The following is an 18,384-nucleotide window of genomic DNA, read 5'->3' on the forward strand; positions in this document are numbered from 1 at the left end:
GACGCCAAGACGATGGTCCTGCTGCTGACGGCGTCGCTGTGCGCCCTGGTCTGGCTGGTTCTGATCTGTTTCCATGGCCGCTTCTGGCAGGGAGGGCCGATCCTGGACCCTGTGCCGGTCGCCGCGGCGGAGGACTGGCCGCCGGTCTGTGTCGTCGTCCCGGCGCGGGACGAGGCCGGGTCGGTCCAGGCCTGCGTGGGGTCGCTGCTGGGGCAGGCCTATCCCGGCGCGCTGCGCCTGATCCTGGTGGACGACAACAGTACCGACGGCACCGGCGGCCTGGCGCGCGCGGTGCCCGACCCGTTGCGCCGGCTGGCCGTCATCACCGGCCGCGAGCGGCCCCCGGGCTGGAGCGGCAAGCTGTGGGCCGTGGCCCAGGGCGTGGCCGAGGCGCGGCGGCAGATGCCCGAGGATACGGGATATGTCTTTCTGACCGATGCCGACATCACCCACGATCCGGCCCATATCGCGACGCTGGTGGCCAAGGCGCGGGCCGATGGGCTGGACATGGTGTCGGAGATGGTGGAGCTGAACTGCGCCAGCGTGGCCGAGCAGATGCTGGTACCGGCCTTCGTCTTCTTCTTCGCGCTGCTGTATCCGTTCGCGCGGGTCAACGATCCGCGCAGCCGTGTCGCGGGGGCGGCGGGGGGATCGATCCTGGTGCATCGGGCGGCGCTGGCGCGGATCGGCGGCATTGAATCGCTGCGCGGCGCGCTGATCGACGACTGTACCCTGGCCACGCATGTCAAGCGCAGCGGGGGGCGGCTATATCTGGGGCATAGCCGGCTGGCGCGCTCGATCCGGCCCTATCCGCACCCCGTCGATGTCTGGCGCATGGTGGCGCGCACCGCCTATGTGCAACTGCGCTATTCGCCGCTGATGCTGGTGGGGACCGTGCTGGGCATGGTGGTGGTCTGGATGGCGCCGATGCTGCTGGCGCTGTTCGGCCACGGCCTGCCGCGCCTGCTGGGGGCGGTGGCGTGGATCGCCTCGATGGCGTCTTTCGTGCCGACGCTGCGGCGCTTCCGCCTTTCGCCGGCCTGGGCGCTGCTGTTGCCGCTGGTCGCGCTGTTCTATACCGCCGCGACCATCGGGTCGGCCATCGACCATCATCGGGGGCGCGGTGTGGTGTGGAAGAGCCGCGCCTATCGCGAACCGAACGGGAATGCCCCGCCAAAATGACAGGACAGCATGTGAACGCGACCCAGAGCCGGCAGGATGCCCATGCGCGAACCGACCAGGATGTCTGGGGCACCGAGGACGTGTCGTCCGGCAAAGGGGCTGGGGACGAGAATTTTCCCGTCGGGTCGCTGCTGATCAGCCGGCGGCTGCGCCCGCATGTCCATGCCTATTACGATTTCGCGCGGGTGATCGACGATATCGTCGACAATGACCGGCTGTTGCCCGAGGCCAAGATCGCGCGGCTGGATGCGATGGAGGACGTGGTGCTGGGCCGGCGCGAGGCGCCGCCGCGCCGCGATGCCCAGACGGCGGTGCGCGTCGGCCGGACGCTGGCCGTGACGGGGGTGCCGGTCGAGACCGCGACCGACCTGATCGTGGCCTTTCGCCAGGATGCGGTGAAGACGCGCTATGAATCGTGGGAAGAGCTGGCGGAGTATTGCCGCTATTCCGCCAATCCGGTCGGGCGCTTCCTGCTGGGGCTGCATGGCGAGAGCGCGGCCACCTTCGGCCCGTCCGACGCGCTGTGCACCGCCTTGCAGGTGCTGAACCATCTGCAGGATTGCGCGGATGACCTGCGCACGCTCGACCGCTGCTACCTGCCGCTGCCGTGGCTGGCGCGGGAGGGGTCTTCGGTCGATGATCTGCGGGCGGCTTATGCCTCGCCGGGGTTGCGGCGGGTGATGAATGCGCTGCTGGACCGGGTGGATGCCCTGAACGACGAGGCCGGGCGCCTGCCGGCGCTGGTGCGCGACCGGCGCATGCGGCTGGAGACGGCGGTGATCGTCGGCCTGTCGCGCCGCCTGGCCGCGCGGCTGCGGCGCCAGGACCCGCTGGCCGGGCGGGTGAAGCTGACGCGCGGCGATGCCGTGGGCGCGCTGGTGGGCGCGTTGCGCGTGCTGCCCTGATGAGCGGGGTTTTGTCTTGGGCGCCAATCCGCCCTAAGAGGCTATTTGCAAAGTCACCCTGCCGGCGTGTCCTCCGTGCATTTTCTGCGCTTCGGTGCTCACGGCCATATAGGCCGCACTCGCGCTCGGCAGGCTGACTTTTCAAACGGCCTCTAAACCGCGGCTGCGGAGTGAACGGATGACGGAAACGGGAAGGCGGGAATGGAATTGACGCGGGCACGCACGGTTCAGGCGCCTCCCCTGGGGTGCGATCCGGCCGATCTGGCGCAGGTCGAGGCCGTGGTGAGCGCGTCGGGCACCTCGTTCGGCAAGGGGATGCGCATCCTGCCGCCCGACCGGCGCTATGGCATGTATGCGGTCTATGCCTTCTGCCGGCTGGTGGACGACGTGGCGGACGATGACGGTGCGGCCGAGGACAAGGAAGCGCGGCTGGAGGCCTGGCGGCAGCGGATCGCCGACCTGTATGCGGGCAAGACCCATGATGCGCTGGACCGGGTGCTGGCGGTGGTGATTGCCCGCTTCGGGTTGCGGCAGGCGGATTTCGAGGCGGTGATCGACGGGATGATGATGGACGCGCGCGGCCCCGTCGTCGCGCCCGACGAAGCGGTTTTCGACCTGTATTGCGACCGCGTGGCCTCGGCGGTGGGGCGGCTGTCGGTGCGGGTGTTCGGCGATGCGTCGGAGGAAGCCGACCGGGTGGCGTACCATCTGGGCCGGGCCCTGCAGATTACCAACATCCTGCGCGACGTGGCCGAGGATTCCCGGCTGGGCCGGCTGTATCTGCCGCGCGAGCTGCTGACCCGCTTCAATGTGCCGCTCGACCCCGCGCGGGCGCCGCGCGCCCAGGGGCTGGAAGGTGTGTGCCGGGTGCTGGCGGGGCGGGCGCGCGATCATTTCCGCGCCGCGCACCGGGCGATGGCGCGGTGCAACCGGCTGGCGATGCGCCCGGCGCGGCTGATGGGGGCGACCTATGGTGCCATCCTGACGGCGCAGGAGCGGCAGGGCTGGCGGCACCCGGAACGGCGCGTGTCGCTGTCGCGGCCGCGCAAGCTGCTGATCGCCGTCCGCGCCCTGGTCGGATAGGGCGATGGCGGGGCATGTCCATATCGTCGGCGGCGGGCTGGGCGGCCTGTCGGCGGCGGTCGAACTGGCGGGCAGCGGCGGGCGGCTGACGGTGTACGAGGCCGGGCCGGCCTGCGGGGGACGGGCGCGGTCGTACCACGACCGGCATCTGGGCTGCCGGATCGATAACGGCAACCATCTGCTGCTGTCGGCCAACGATGCGGTGTTCCGCTATCTGGGGCTGATCGGGGCGGAAAAGACGCTGGTCGGTCCCGACCGGCCGATCTTTCCCTTCGTCGACCTGGGCGACCGGTCGCGCTGGACGCTGGACCTGTCGCGCGGGTTGATCCCGTTCTGGCTGCTGTCGAGGCATCGGCGGGTGCCGGGCATGCGGCTGAGCGAGATCCGGTCGCTGACCCGGCTGATGCAGGCGACGCCGGAGCAGACGGTGGCGGAGTGCCTGCTGCCGGGCATGCTGTCGACCCGGCTGCTGGAGCCGTTCGCGGTTTCCGCCCTGAACACGCTGTGCGACAGCGGCAGTGCCGCCCTGCTGGGGGCGGTGATCCGCGAGAGCCTGGCCAAGGGTGGCCGGGCCTGCCTGCCGCGCTTCCCGGCCATCGGCCTGTCGGAGAGTTTCGTCGATCCGGCGCTGGAGCATCTGGCGCTGATGAAGGCGGAGGTGCGCACCGGTTGCCGCGTGTCGGCCGTGATGGCCGCCGATGGGCGGGTCACGGGCCTGCGCCTGCCGGAGGGCGAGGTGGCGCTGGACGCGGACGACATCCTGATCGTGGCGGTTATGGCGCCGGTGGCGGCCGACCTGCTGGGGGGCGTGGTGCCCGGCCTGGTCGTGCCCGATGCGTTCGAGAGCATCGTCAATGTCCATTTCCGCCTGGACCCGGCGCCGGTGGCGCTGGGGGCGCTGGAGCGTGCCCGCTTTATCGGGGTTGTCGGCGGGGTCAGCGAATGGGTGTTCGTGAAGGAGGATATCCTGTCGGTGACGGTCAGTGCCGCCAACCGGTATGCCGACCGCGACAATGACGAACTGGCGGCCGTGATCTGGAACGAGGTGCGCGCGGCGGTGGGGCCGGCGCTGGCGCACCCATTGCCGGTGGACATGCCCCCCATGCGCATGGTGCGGGAACGCCGGGCCACCTTCGCCGCGACCCCGGCGCAGGAGCGGCTGCGGCCGCCGGCCCGCACCCCCCTGGACAATCTGATTCTGGCAGGGGACTGGACGGCGACGGGATTGCCCGCGACAATCGAAGGTGCGATCAGGTCCGGTGTGACGGCGGCCCGTGCCGCCCGCGCCCCTATCCGGCGATGAGCCAGCCGCCGGAATTGTGAATGGCTGGCATTTTGGACAGGTCCCGCCCGGGGGCGGGAGACAATGGAATGATGGTGAACGCGACCGATACCCTTGAACGTCCTTCCGCCGATGTCGCGGACCCGGCGGTACCGATGATCGAAATCGACCGGGCGGTCGATGCCGGGCATGCGGCGCTGGGCCGCCGGCAGAACGATGACGGGCACTGGGTGTTCGAGCTGGAAGCCGATGCCACCATTCCGGCGGAATATGTGCTGCTGGAACATTACCTGGACCGGATCGAGCCGGCGCTGGAAGCGCGGATCGGCGTCTATCTGCGGCGTATCCAGGGCGATCATGGCGGCTGGCCGCTCTATCACGGGGGCAAGTTCGATCTTTCGGCCTCGGTGAAGGCGTATTTCGCGCTGAAGGCGATCGGCGACGATATCGACGCGCCGCACATGGCGCGGGCGCGCGCGGCGATCCTGGACCATGGGGGGGCGGAGCGCAGCAACGTCTTTACCCGTTTCCAGCTTGCGCTGTTCGGCGAGGTGCCGTGGCATGCCACGCCGGCCATGCCGGTCGAGCTGATGCTGCTGCCGCGCCGCGCGTTCTTCTCGGTCTGGAACATGTCCTACTGGTCGCGGACGGTGATTGCGCCGCTGCTGGTGCTGGCGGCCCTGCGGCCGCGCGCGGTCAATCCGCGCGGCGTGCATGTGCCCGAGCTGTTCGTCACCCCGCCCGGGCAGGTGCGGGACTGGATCCGCGGCCCCTACCGGTCGCCGCTGGGCCGGGTGTTCAAATATGTGGACAAGGTGATCCGCCCCGGCGAGAGGCTGATCCCCGAGGCGACGCGCCGCCGGGCGATCAAGGCGGCGGTCGATTTCATCGAGCCGCGCCTGAACGGGGTGGACGGGCTGGGCGCGATCTATCCCGCCATGGCCAATTCCGTGATGATGTTCCGCGCGCTGGGCGTGCCCGACAGCGATCCGCGCGCCGCGACGGCGTGGGAATCGGTGCGGCGCCTGCTGGTGGAGCATGGGGATGAGGCCTATTGCCAGCCCTGCGTCTCGCCGATCTGGGATACCGGCCTGGCCGGCCATGCGATGATCGAGGCCGCGTCCGGCCCCGAGGGAATCCGCCCGGAAGAGACGAAAAAGAAGCTGGCCGCCGCTGCGCACTGGCTGCGCGAGCGGCAGATACTGAACGTGAAGGGCGACTGGGCGATCAACTGCCCCGACGTGGCGCCGGGCGGCTGGGCCTTTCAGTACAACAACGATTATTACCCGGATGTGGACGATACGGCCGTGGTCGGCATGCTGCTGCATCGCGAGGGCGACCCGGCCCATCACGAGTCGATCGAGCGTGCGCGGCAGTGGATCATCGGCATGCAAAGCACCAATGGCGGCTGGGGTGCGTTCGATATCGACAATAATATGGAATTCCTGAACCATATTCCCTTTGCCGACCACGGCGCGCTGCTGGACCCGCCGACCGCCGACGTGACCGCGCGCTGTGTCTCGTTCCTCGCCCAGCTTGGCCATCCCGAGGATCGGCTGGTGATCGAGCGGGGCATCGCCTATCTGCGCACCGACCAGGAGGCCGAGGGCTGCTGGTTCGGCCGTTGGGGCACCAATTATATCTACGGCACATGGTCGGTGCTGTGTGCGCTGAACGTGGCCGGCGTGTCGCACGATGACCCGGCGGTGGTGCGGGCGGTGGACTGGCTGCGCTCGGTCCAGCGCGAGGATGGCGGCTGGGGCGAGGATTGTGCCAGTTACGAAGGCGCCACGCCGGGCATCTATACCGAGAGCCTGCCCTCGCAGACCGCGTGGGCGGTGCTGGGCCTGATGGCGGCCGGGCTGCGCGACGATCCGGCCGTGGCGCGGGGCATGGCCTATCTGACCCGCACGCAGAAGGAAGACGGGGAGTGGGACGAGGACCCGTATAATGCCGTCGGGTTCCCCAAGGTCTTCTATCTGCGCTACCACGGCTATCGCCAGTTCTTCCCGCTGATGGCGCTGGCGCGCTATCGCAACCTGGAATCCAGCAACACCCGCCGCGTAGCGTTCGGTTTCTGAGCGTGTCCGGGCCTGATCTGCCGGCCGTGCGCCCCGGAAGCCGCGTGCCGTCCCCGGCGCGCCTGGGCGTCGTCGTCGGGATGGAAGCCGAGGCCGCGCTCGTGCGGGCCGCCTTGCCCGCCGCGCGGGTTGGCATCAGCGGTGCCACGGCCGAGGGGGCGCGGGCCGCCGTCCAAGGCCTGGTGCGAGATGGGGTGGATGCGCTGCTCTCCTTCGGGTTGGCAGCCGGCCTCGACCCCGATCTGCGGCCCGGCGCGGTGCTGGTGCCCCGGCATGTGCGGCTGCCCGACGGGAGGCTGCTGGCGGCGGCGCCCGCGCTGCTGGCCTGGCTGGGCGATGGACGGCCCGATCGGGTGGGTACCGACCTGCTGCACAGCGACGACGTCGTGGCCACTGCCGGGCGCAAGGGCGCGCTGTTTCGCCGCACCGGCTGCGCGGGGCTGGATATGGAAAGCGGGTTTGTTGCCGAGGGCGCGGAACGGGCGGGGTTGCCGTTTGCGGTGTTGCGCGTGGTGTGCGACCCGGCGGGGCGGACCCTGCCGCCGGCGGCGGTGCTGGCACTGCGGCCCGATGGCGGGATCGGGCTGGGGGGAATCCTGCTGAGTGTGCTGCGTCGGCCGGTGCAGATTCCGGCGCTGATTGCGTTGGGGCGGGATGCGGCGCGGGCGCGGGCAAGGGCCGTTCAGGTTTTGCGGGAGTTGTAAGGTCTTCTTTTTCTGAAGAAAAAGAAGCAAAAAGACTTTTATCCGTTCAGGGACATCGTGTGTCCCCAGCACAAAATCGCTGAACGAATCAGAAGTTTTTTGGTTCTTTTTTTCAAAAAAGAACGGAAACACCGGCCCCGGGGGAATCTTGATACGGGTCAATGAGCCTTGCCCCCGCCCGGCGTTATGATGCGCGGCATAGCGGACAACAAGGGAACGGTGCTTCCATGGCCACGGCAATTCTTGCGCTCAATGCCGGCTCTTCCAGCGTAAAGTTCACGCTGTTCCATGAGGCGCGCCGCATCGCGCATGGCCAGCTGGAAGGGCTGCATACCCATCCGCATTTCCGCGCCACCGGCGCCGACGGGGCGGTGCTGGTGGACCAGACCTGGCCGGCGCCGGCACCCGAGGGCGAGGACCCGCATCAGGGGCCGGTGGCCAGCCTGCTGGAGTGGGTGACGTCTCATCTGGGGGATGTGCCTCTGCTGGGGGTGGGGCATCGGGTGGTGCATGGGGGGGCCGAGTTCGCGGCCCCGATCCGCATCACGCCTGAAATCCTGGAACGGCTGGAGGCGCTGACGCCGCTGGCGCCGCTGCATCAGCCGGCCAGCCTGGGGCCGATCCGTGCCTTGCTGGCGCTGCGGCCCGACCTGCCGCAGATCGCCTGTTTCGATACCGCGTTCCACCACACTCTGCCCGTGACGGCGACGCGCCTGCCCCTGCCCGCCAGCTATGGCGCGAAGGGCGTGCGGCGCTATGGTTTCCACGGCCTGTCCTATGAATATATCGCCTCCTGCCTGCCTGGCCTGTCGCCCCGGCTGGCGTCGGGGCGGACGATCGTGGCGCATCTGGGCAACGGCGCGAGCCTGTGCGCCATGGCGGGGGCGCGCAGCATCGAGACCACGATGGGCTTCTCGGTGCTGGATGGGCTGGTGATGGGCACGCGGTGCGGGCAGATCGATCCGGGCGTGCTGCTGTACATGATGCGCGCCGAGGGGCTGGATGCGGCGGGGATCGAGGCGGTGCTGTACCATCAGGCCGGCCTGCTGGGGCTGTCGGGCGTGTCGAGCGACGTGCGGGATCTGCAGGACCGGGCGGCCGGCGACGAGGCGGCCCGCGAGGCGCTGGAGATGTTCACTTATCGGCTCGTGCAGCAGATCGGCGGCATGATCCCGGTGCTGGGTGGGCTGGACGGGCTGGTCTTTACCGCCGGGATCGGCGAGCATGATGCTGCCATCCGGCAGGCGGCCTGCGCCCGCCTGTCCTGGCTGGGCGTGCGGCTGGATGCGGCCGCCAACGATGCCCATGCCGCCGTGATCAGCACGCCGGACAGCGCGGTGGAGGTCCGGGTGATTCCGACGGACGAGGAGAGCATGATTCGCCGTCACGTCGCGGACAGTCTGATCCTGGCATAGTCCGGCACAGGCATGACGCCGGCCGGAAACGCAAAAGGGAAGGAACGAAAATGAACGAGCCCCTTTCGGAGGCCCCGTCGGTCGCGCCTCTTTCGGAAACCGAACTCGCCCTGTTCAACCGCTGGTGGCACGCCGCCAACTACCTGTCCGTCGGGCAGATCTACCTGATGGCCAATCCGCTTCTGCGCGAGCCGCTGCAACTGGAACATACCAAGCCGCGCCTGCTGGGCCATTGGGGGACCACGCCGGGGCTGAATTTCCTCTGGCTGCATCTCAACCGCATCATCCGCGAGCGCAATACGTCCGTGCTCTTCATCGCCGGGCCGGGGCATGGGGCGCCGGGGCTGGTGGCCAGCACCTATCTGGAAGGCACCTACAGCGAATATTTCCCTGAAGTGTCGCAGGATTTGGAGGGGCTGGGGCGGCTGATGAAGCAGTTCTCGTTCCCCGGCGGCATTCCGAGCCATGCGGCGGCCACGACGCCGGGTTCGATCCATGAGGGCGGCGAGCTGGGCTATTCGCTGTCGCATGCCTATGGCGCGGCGTTCGACAATCCGGACCTGGTCGTGGCCTGCGTGATCGGTGATGGCGAGGCCGAGACGGGGCCGCTGGCGACGTCGTGGCACAGCAACAAATTCGTCGATCCCGCGACCGACGGCGCGGTGCTGCCGATCCTGCACCTGAACGGCTACAAGATCGCCAACCCGACGATCCTGGCCCGTATCGCGCCGCGGGAACTGACGGCGCTGCTGCGCGGCTATGGCTACGATCCGATCTTCGTCGAGGGGCATGACCCGGACCCGATGCACCAGAAGATGGCGGCGGCCATGGACCTGGCGTTCGACCGCATCCAGGCCATCCAGAAGGCGGCGCGCGAGGACGGGAAGACGGAACGGCCGGCATGGCCGATGATCGTGCTGCGCAGCCCCAAGGGCTGGACCGGGCCAAAGGAAATCGACGGGCTGCGGACCGAGGGTTACTGGCGGTCGCATCAGGTTCCGTTCTCGGACCTGACGCATCCGGGCCATTTGCAGGCGCTGGAGACCTGGCTGCGCAGCTACAAGCCGGAAGAGCTGTTCGACGCCTCCGGCCGCCTGTTCCCCGAGATTGCGGCCCTGGCGCCCACGGGGGCCCGGCGGATGAGCGACAACCCGCATGCCAATGGCGGGCAGTTGAAGCGGCCGCTGCGGTTGCCCGACATTGCCGATTATGCGGTGGCGGTGACCAGTCCCGGGCATGAGACCGGGGAGAGCACGCGCGTGATGGCCGCGTGGCTGCGCGACGTGATGAAAGAGAACCTGGCGTCGCGCAATTTCCGGGTCCTGTCGCCGGATGAGAACAATTCCAACCGCCTGAACGCGGTGCTGGATGCCACCAACCGGGCGTGGAATGCCGAGACGCTGGATTATGACGACCACCTGGCGCGCGACGGCCATGTGATGGAGATCCTGAGCGAGCATACCTGCCAGGGATGGCTGGAGGGCTATCTGCTGACCGGGCGGCACGGTTTCCTGTCCTGCTACGAGGCATTTATCCACATTGTCGATTCGATGGTGAACCAGCACGCCAAATGGCTGAAGACCGCGGCCGAGGTGCCATGGCGCCGGTCGATCGCGTCGCTGAACTACCTGCTGACATCGCATGTCTGGCGGCAGGACCATAACGGGTTCAGCCATCAGGACCCGGGCTTCATCGACCATGTGATCAACAAGAAGGCCGAGTTCGTCCGCGTCTATCTGCCGCCCGATGCCAATACCCTGCTGTGGACCACCGCCCACTGCCTGCAGAGCTGGGACCGTATCAACGTGATCGTGGCCGGCAAGCAGCCCGAGGCGCAATGGCTGGGGCTGGACGATGCGATCCGCCATTGCGAGGCGGGCATCGGCATCTGGGAATGGGCCAGCAACGACAAGGGCGGCGAGCCCGACGTGGTGATGGCCTGCGCCGGCGACGTGCCGACGCTGGAGACCCTGGCGGCGGTGAAGCTGCTGCGCGAGCATGCGCCCGACCTGAAGGTGCGCGTGATCAATGTGGTGGACCTGATGACGCTGGATTCCCCCAGCCAGCATCCGCACGGGCTGGACGATGCCGGCTTCGATGCGCTGTTCACCCTCGACCGGCCGGTGATCTTTGCCTTCCACGGCTATCCGCAGCTGATCCACAAGCTGATCTATCGCCGGGCGAATGCGCGGAATTTCCATGTTCATGGGTTCCGCGAGGAAGGGTCGACCACGACGCCGTTCGACATGGTGGTGCGCAACCATCTGGACCGGTTCCATCTGGTGTCGAACGTGATCGACCGCGTGCCGGGGCTGGCTGCCCGGGCGGCCTATGCCAAGCAGGCGATCCGCGACAAGCTGGTCGATCATACGCGCTATATCGCGGAGCATGGCCGCGACATGCCGGAAATCGAGGCCTGGCGCTGGTCGTAGGCCTGTCAGGCGGCGTGGCGGCTTGCCGCCGCGCCGCTGACGGCGTGCCTAATTCCGATCTGTTTCATCACCTATCCATCTGATCCGGGCGGATTATTTCCGCCCGCCCTGCCGGCTGCAAACCATTTGTAAAGATGAATCTGGTTTGAATGTCCGGTCTGTTCCGGGACGCCGGGCAGGGGGAATCCGCTCCGATTCCACGGCGGTGGCGGAAAGCGTGATGGATAGGTGACATGAAGCTGGTCGGCGTAACACGGACGTTGAACGAAAACGATATTATCGAATCCGTCATTCGGCATCATCTGGCCATCGTCGACCATGTCATCGTGATGGACGATGGAAGCAACGACAATACGGCGGAGATCGTGCATGCCCTGATCGAGGAAGGGCTACCTGTTTCCATCATGCAGAGACGGTGCGTGATCTTCGATGAGGGGAACAGAAATACCGTCTTGTACAATATGGCCCGGGACAGGTTTTCGGCCGACTGGGTGCTGTTTTTCGATGCGGACGAATTTGTCGATGTCAGGCGGGTCGGCAATGACCTGAAGAGCTATCTGGCGCGTGTTCCAGACCGATTCGATAGCGTTTCATTAGATATGTTCAATTATACCGACAGTATTTTCGACGACGGGAATGAACGGAACGTTCCGCGCAGGTTGCTGTGGCGGACGAAAGAGCCCCTGAATGTCTTCAAGGTCGTCGTCAGGGGGAATCTGGAAGGCGACGTGTCCATCCATGCCGGCAATCATTGCGGTTATCGGGATGGTGTCCCCATGAATTCATACCGGTCCGATGCCGTCTTTATCTCTCATTATCCCAGACGGTCGGGGTGGCAGGATATCTATAAATGGGTGATCGGGCGGCTGAAAATTACCGCCGCCGGTCACAGGGAGACGGAGAACGGAACGGGGAGTCATTATATTCATCCGTTCAATATTCTGTCGAGAAATCCGATGGAGATAATAAATAATCATGATTTTTTCAATGTAAGGCCGAACCCCGGGACATCGGAAAAAGATACGGGATTCTATCTCGGCACGGATTTGAGATACACGGAACTTGTGGATTACAAGGAAAAATGCATCAGGATGGTGCTGAAATATACCATGGAACTTGCGCATGATTTCGGGAAAATAATCGATAGTCATCCCGATATCTCGGACGAGGTGAGAGGGCATTTTTCCGACGGACGGGATTATCGCGGCATAGCGGACAGTTTGCGAGAATATGAGGGAGGGATTGAAACCTCCCAAAGCTCAGTCGACGCGATCTGGTCGACCAGGAAGAACGTGAGGGACGATTCCGCCATTCTGGTCAACGGTTCGGTGCAGCCGGATAATTACAACCATTCGGCCCGGGAGGATGGGCCATGGTGGAGCGCCGATTTTGGAGAGGAAATCGGCCTGAAGGAAATATTGGTCGTCAACCGCTTTGACCAGGACGGCGTCAGGAGCAGGTTGTTTCCGTTTGATATCATCCTTGAAGATGGAAATGGCGATCAGAGGATAATATCGGTCGGAATCGAAAATATGAAGGCCGGGAAATATGTTCCTGTCGAGAACATTTCCGGAAATGCAAGAAAAGTTACGATATCTCTTCCCGGTCGTGACCGATATTTGAGTATTTCCCAGGTGAAGTTCTTTGTTCAGGGGTGAGCCCTGTCGGTCATTCGTGTTCTCGGTTCCATGCCCGGAGAATCGTCAGGACGATGTGGGATCTCGCTGAATCGAGGACGTTGTGAAGTGGCGTTCGGGAATATTGCGTAGGGCCTGCCGATGGGTGGGGTAGTGATGCGTATGTATGGGGTCCCGATTGATTAGGGGGACAGCGCGTTGGCCCGATATCTTGATCCCCCTGCTCTTACTTATGTCGGGTGGCCAGGCCGACGGCGTCGTTCCATCGGCTGCCGTTAAACGTGACGTTGATCCCTGTCTGCGGATCGTCTGGGGGGCGTAATCCTGAATAGCAATCGGGGCAGAAGACGGTTTCACCCAGATCGGCTCGGGAAGGGAGATATTTGAATGGAAGAACCCGGACCGACATATGGCTTTTGCAGGCCGGAGATTCTACTGTCGGGTATTTTTCGGTATCGTTACTGCCGGCCGTGAGCAATTTCCGGTATGTGCCGTTTTCCTGTATGAATAACTGATGAGTGGATGTGTTGTTGACGAGAAAACCGTCAGCGTGCCGTTGAGTCCATATAGTGTCATTGCCCGGGTAATTGGGGGCGTGAAGTCCGCTTTGGAAGTGGGAATCTTTCAGGAAGAAGACGTCTCCGGTATCGGAGTTTATTCTTATATCGGTCGTTTCACCGGATCTTATTTCCAGATCTCTGTTTTCTGAATTATATTGCAGAGAAATTCCAGGAGGGTTTCCGAACTGTATTTTTTGATCGTCCGGGATTTTCAGGCCATGATAGAATAATCCGGCGCCCGAACGGGCATCCAGTCCGAGGGACTTCTTTCCGCCTACCGTAAATTCAAGATGCCCATTATGGGAATTGTATTTTTGCGTGGTTGCGCCATCGCTACTATAGGTGACGATCATATCGTCTCCCATCCAGATGATGGGCGGGCAGTACGAGTCGGCCCGATCTGTTTGGCACATGGGTTTCGTCTGTCGCAGATCGATCGCGGCCGTGGAGAATTTTCCGTCCAGCATAACGGTTTTTCCGTAATAGGCGTCATCGCTGTTGACGCCCACCAATAGTCCCTGGGAGACGGACATCGGGATTCCGTGGTGAAGGGAATCGATTACCAGCAGAGCCAGGGTGCGATTGTTTGGTGCGCCGCCTGTCGTGTCCAGGCCATCCGCATAAATATCGGCCTCAAAAGCGCCCATTCCCCCGGAATGGAGAGCGGTTTCCCCCGTGTCGTCCTTGGCGACGGCCGTGAGGGCCGTTATGGATGATCGCGGACCCTGGTGATCGTGCAGCGCATCGGGGGGGCGCTCGACAATGAAGTTTCCGGCAGAGTTTACGGGGCCGTTATAGGCAGACGTGATCATCCAGTTTGTTTGACAATAGAAACTTTCTTTTGTCGGAATGGCGGATTCATGACAATTTCCCAAAAGACCTGAAATTTGGGCATAATTTTCATGGGATGTATCGATATCGCGTTTGAAGAAAAGGGAGGGCGGTGATTCTTTTTGTCTGTTTCCCTGGAGTATTATGAAGAGGGGCCCGTTTATTGGCGTTGGGAGTGCATCGGATGGGTTTGTTCCGGGAAAAGAGATGTCTTCCAGAGAGTGGGGGTTTCGTTGCGGGATGGGAGGTCTTTTATACGGCGCGACATCGAGGGACCACGAATAGCGTGGGCGCTTCGATAGGGTACCCTGAGCGTCTGCTGTCTGAATCGATAAAATCATTATATAGAAAAATATTTTCTGTTTTCTCACGGTTTCTTCCCTTTTCGCGATGGTGTTGACTTGGGGGAAGGCGATTTTCCTGGAGCGTGCCGAAGGCGCAGGACAGGACTGCAAGGGGTTTGAAGATCGACCTCGTGGGGCAGGAAAGTCCGTGATATGGCTTGTGGAGTATGTGGTTTTTCAGGATTTGCTCTGGATGTCGAACAGGCGTTTTGTTTTTTGCAGTTCGCTCCAATGTTTTCCGTCTTCTCGATAGGTATAGTGCTTGTAAATTTCGAAACCGGCGCTTGAAGCGTGCTCCATGGTGATGAGTTTCACCATGTTTCTGTATTCGTAGAATATATCTGTCTTGCAAAAGAGCGTGTCCATGATTGTCTGCGTTCCGGTTAAATCGAACACGTCGTAGGGTACATAGTCGCTCGTCATGTTTTCTTTTTCATAATGCCTTTCCAGGTTCAGGAATATTTTCTTTAAAATAGCCTTCAGCAGGAAGCTGTTCGACCGTCCGGCGATGACGGTGTTCATGACGTTTATCACCTCGTCATCATTTCTTTCCCATCCCTTTCCGAACAACAGAATATCGTATGTGGAGAGTTTTTCTAAGGTTGCGGGAAGGAGATGGGGTTCTCTCTCTGCTATGCCCGTGTGGGCATCGACGTACATGCCGCCGTATTCGAGAAGAAGAATGATACGGGATATGTCGGATTTGGCCGCCGGGATTGTGATCGAATTATAGATGGTTTTCAGTTTTTTGTTTTTTATCAATGGTATGACGTCTCTGTCCGTAAAAACCTTGAACCCTGGGAAATATTTGTCCCACTCCGCCTTTGAATGCGGGTGCGGTATTTCGGGATGGGACCAATAGGTGAACAGCATCCTGGCTACCTTGCTGTGTGGAATGCGGGAAATTGCGGATTCTGTGACGGCTGGGGTGGAATCGGTTGCCGTGATGCGAGACGGTGGAACAGTGTATTGAGGCTCATTCGATTACCGATTGCAGCATGCGCAGATAGTCAGTCTTCCGGTTTTCCATGAAGATTCGGTGAATCGCGTTGCGGCGGAGCGTCGTCCAAAGGGTTTCGTCGGTGTAGGCGCGGGCCATGGCATTGGCGAATGCTTCCGGGTGGTCGGCTGGTGGGCAGGCGAGGTCCGATCCGGGGTGCCAGCCGAGTTGTCGGCTCAGGAGGTCGGTTGCGACGATGGGAATGCCGTGGGCGGCGGCGTCGTGGATCTTGTAGGGGAGGCCGGCGGCGAAGCGGGTGGGGGCGATGAAGACGCGGTGGGCTGCGTAGAGCGGGGCCAGGTCTTCGACGGCGCCGAGCAGGTCGAAGCGCGGGTGCGTCAGTATGGCTTGCAGGTCGATTCCGGGGGCGACGTGGCCGGCGACGGTGATGCGGGATTCGGGGGGGAGCAGATGGTCGTGGTTTGGCAGGAGCTGGTCGTTCATCCAGTGCAGGGCATCCAGATTGGGGGAGTCGGGGGTCTGGATCGCGCCGACGAACAGGAAATGCTTGCGGGCGGCGAAGGGCATGGGCTGGCGGGGTTGGGGGTGGGGCGATTTGACGTGGCCGAGGATTGTGACCGGGCCGCTTACGACCGGGGCGATCAGTTCGGCTTCCGCCGGGCTGACCGCGACGAAGCGGTCGACGAAATCGGTGGCGCGGAATTCGTGCCGCAGCATGTCCGCCAGGGGGGGCAGGTCCGGGCGGCCCTCCAGTTGCATCCGGCCGCGTTCGCGCAGGGTGGCGACGGCTTCGGTGTCGAGGATGATGCGGCAGTCGGCGAGCGGGGCGCGGCAGGCGGCGAGGATGGGGCGGAGGCGGCCGGCGTTGTGGGTGCGGCCGATCCACAGCACGTCGTAATAGCCCGGGCGGGCGTGGAGGAAGGATGCGAGGTCCGCGATCCCGCGGTCCCACATGATTTCGGCGCGGTCCGGCAGGTCGCGATAGCGGCCCGCCGGGGCCTCGCGCGGGGGAAAGACCGGGTAGACGGTGACGTGCAGGCCGAGATCCTCGACCATGGCGTGCAGGATGTCGTTCGAGCGGGGAAAGCCCGCGCCGATGGCGGGTTGGGGGAGGTAATCCTCGATGAACAGGATGTGCCTGCGCTGGCGGTCGCTGGTGCGGGCGCGCAGCAGGTTTGCGTTGTCCCGCGTATAGTAGGCTTCGATCCCGTCGCGGTGGCGGTGGAAGAACCGGCCGATATTCCGGCCCAGGATCGTGTCGATATCGGCCTGGTTGCCGCTGCCGGATTCGTAATGCAGCACCGTCACGTCCGGGTCGTAGATCACGTCGAATCCCTGGCGGCGGATGCGGACGCACAGGTCGGTGTCTTCGTAATAGGCGGGGCTGAAATGCGGATCGAAACCGTGCAGCGCCTTGGCCAGTTCGGTGCGGACCATCAGGAACGCGCCCGAGCAGAAATCGACCGCGCGGGTGTAATTGGCTTCGGGGCATGAGGGGGAAGCGTCGCGCAGGTAGCCCGACGTGGTGCCGTCGTTCCAGATGATGCTCCCGGCCTCCTGAAGCCGGCCGGTGGTGCGGACCAGCTTCGCGCCCACGGCGCCGGTGCGCGCTTCAAGCCGCAGCCGGCGGAGCGCGGCGTCGATCGCGCCGGGGAGGAGTTCGACATCGTTGTTCAGGAACAGGACATGGGGTGCGACGACCCTGGCCAGTCCGGCATTGGAGCCGGCGAGGAAGCCGATATTCTCGTCCATCCGGATGATGTCGAGCCCGTGGACGTGCCGGGCGATCCGGGTGGTTTCGTCCCGCGAGCCGCTATCGATCACGATGACCTGCACCGGGCCCCGATAGGTCGCCCGCAGGGAGGACAGGGCCGTCATGGTGAAGGAAAACTGGTTGTGGACGACCATGACGACGCTGAGGGCGGGGAGGTCGCAGGAAAAATCGATCGGGTGGGCCAGCAGGGCGCTGGTGCGGGCCTCGGCCAGCAGGCGGAAGGCACGGCGGCAGCTCAGTTCGGCGGTATCCGCCGGCTTTTCGCCCTCCGGCACCTTGCCCGACAGGGCGGCATGGGCCGCGAACGGAGTGGGATAGCGGCCCTGGGCGAGGGCTGCGATCACGCCGGGGTCTTGCGCATAGGCGGCGAGGTCGACCCGTGGGTGCGGACGGCGGGCTTCCTGCTGGCCGTAACGCAGGAAGTGCGCGTAGCCGTTGCGGAAATCCCCCGCCGCGACGGCGGCGGCCACGTCGGGATGGCTGGCTGTGTAGAATGCTTCGGAGAAGGAGGGCAGGGGGGCGAAGCCGGCCGGGGTGGCGTTGATCAGGTAATGGCGCAGGGGGTGGCCCCATTCGTGCATCCGCTCCGCTGCCGCCGGATAGGCGCGCAGATACCAGGCGGCGTCGAAGAACCATGAGGTGCGCCGGGCGGCGTTTTCTGGCGCGTGCAGGTTTTCCATGAACGCGACGAACGGGCCGAGGCGGCTGTCGTGGAGGAAATCCGGGTTTTCCGCGAGGAAGACCTTGGTGGAGAAGAAAAGGGAGGCGTCGCGGCCCTCGCCCGCGCCGTAGGACAGGAAATGATCGTAACCGTTGCGCAGGCCGTGCTGTTCCAGCCCCTCCAGCGACAGGCCGAGCTGGTGGTCCCGATAGAAGGATTCGTCGAAGAACGGGTTGGGATCGCGGTCCCTGAAGCCTTCGGTGCGGTAATGGGCGAAGCCTGACGGGATCTGCTGCGCCTGGATGGCTTCTTCCACGTCGGGATAGGTCTGGCGGTACCATTCCTCGTCGAAGAACGGGTTGGGGGAGTGGCCCAGCATTTCGCCGCATTCCCGGTAGAAGGCCAGGATGTCCGCTTCGTCGCGCAATGCGGCGACGGCGGGGATGACGGCGTAGCGGGTGCGATACCAGGCGGCGTCGAACTGCCACCAGGCGCGCTTCAGGGCCGGTTGGTCCGCTGGCTGGTCCATGGG

Annotated in this window: 12 protein-coding genes; 9 read left to right on the forward strand and 3 right to left on the reverse strand. The window is 64.2% G+C overall.

What is annotated here, in order from left to right; genetic code table 11:
* Positions 1-12: 12 nt before the first annotated feature.
* The 9 genes from HLH27_RS14630 (at position 13) to HLH27_RS14670 (ending at position 12,742) form a co-directional block, all read left to right on the forward strand.
* Positions 13-1,182: a glycosyltransferase gene (locus HLH27_RS14630; protein ID WP_182950784.1), complete on the forward strand. Its 1,170-nt coding sequence runs from the start codon at positions 13-15 to the stop codon at positions 1,180-1,182.
* Complete coding sequence (gene hpnC, locus HLH27_RS14635; RefSeq protein ID WP_182950785.1) at positions 1,179-2,087, forward strand: squalene synthase HpnC; 909 nt, start codon at positions 1,179-1,181, stop codon at positions 2,085-2,087. Before HLH27_RS14630 ends, hpnC begins: the two co-directional genes overlap by 4 nt.
* 201 nt (positions 2,088-2,288) lie before the next feature.
* The gene (gene hpnD, locus HLH27_RS14640) at positions 2,289-3,170 is read left to right on the forward strand and encodes a presqualene diphosphate synthase HpnD (RefSeq protein ID WP_182950786.1); all 882 of its coding nucleotides are present in this window, start codon (positions 2,289-2,291) and stop codon (positions 3,168-3,170) included.
* Positions 3,171-3,174: 4 nt separating this feature from the next.
* Positions 3,175-4,473, forward strand: coding sequence for a hydroxysqualene dehydroxylase HpnE (gene hpnE / locus HLH27_RS14645; RefSeq protein WP_182950787.1), 1,299 nt, complete (start codon positions 3,175-3,177; stop codon positions 4,471-4,473).
* Positions 4,474-4,607: 134 nt separating this feature from the next.
* Positions 4,608-6,533 (forward strand): squalene--hopene cyclase, encoded by a 1,926-nt coding sequence (shc, locus tag HLH27_RS14650; protein WP_182950832.1) that lies wholly within the window; start codon positions 4,608-4,610, stop codon positions 6,531-6,533.
* 80 nt (positions 6,534-6,613) lie between these two features.
* Positions 6,614-7,237 (forward strand): phosphorylase family protein, encoded by a 624-nt coding sequence (locus HLH27_RS14655; RefSeq protein WP_182950833.1) that lies wholly within the window; start codon positions 6,614-6,616, stop codon positions 7,235-7,237.
* Between the two features lie 227 nt (positions 7,238-7,464).
* Positions 7,465-8,652 (forward strand): acetate/propionate family kinase, encoded by a 1,188-nt coding sequence (locus HLH27_RS14660; protein WP_182950788.1) that lies wholly within the window; start codon positions 7,465-7,467, stop codon positions 8,650-8,652.
* Between the two features lie 50 nt (positions 8,653-8,702).
* On the forward strand, positions 8,703-11,084 hold the full coding sequence (locus HLH27_RS14665) for a phosphoketolase family protein (protein ID WP_182950789.1): 2,382 nt from the start codon (positions 8,703-8,705) through the stop codon (positions 11,082-11,084).
* A gap of 233 nt (positions 11,085-11,317) precedes the next feature.
* The gene (locus tag HLH27_RS14670; RefSeq protein ID WP_182950790.1) at positions 11,318-12,742 is read left to right on the forward strand and encodes a glycosyltransferase family 2 protein; all 1,425 of its coding nucleotides are present in this window, start codon (positions 11,318-11,320) and stop codon (positions 12,740-12,742) included.
* Positions 12,743-12,947: 205 nt separating this feature from the next.
* Here HLH27_RS14670 and HLH27_RS14675 read toward each other — a convergent pair whose 3' ends face one another.
* From HLH27_RS14675 to HLH27_RS14685, 3 genes are all read right to left on the reverse strand, one after another.
* The gene (locus tag HLH27_RS14675) at positions 12,948-14,483 is read right to left on the reverse strand and encodes a hypothetical protein (protein WP_182950791.1); all 1,536 of its coding nucleotides are present in this window, start codon (positions 14,481-14,483) and stop codon (positions 12,948-12,950) included.
* A gap of 150 nt (positions 14,484-14,633) precedes the next feature.
* Positions 14,634-15,329: a glycosyltransferase gene (locus tag HLH27_RS14680; protein WP_182950792.1), complete on the reverse strand. Its 696-nt coding sequence runs from the start codon at positions 15,327-15,329 to the stop codon at positions 14,634-14,636.
* A gap of 103 nt (positions 15,330-15,432) precedes the next feature.
* Positions 15,433-18,381: a glycosyltransferase gene (locus HLH27_RS14685; RefSeq protein WP_182950793.1), complete on the reverse strand. Its 2,949-nt coding sequence runs from the start codon at positions 18,379-18,381 to the stop codon at positions 15,433-15,435.
* Positions 18,382-18,384: the final 3 nt, after the last annotated feature.

Origin of the sequence: Gluconacetobacter takamatsuzukensis (genome assembly GCF_014174275.1) — a bacterium.
In the GTDB taxonomy this organism is placed as follows: domain Bacteria; phylum Pseudomonadota; class Alphaproteobacteria; order Acetobacterales; family Acetobacteraceae; genus Gluconacetobacter; species Gluconacetobacter takamatsuzukensis.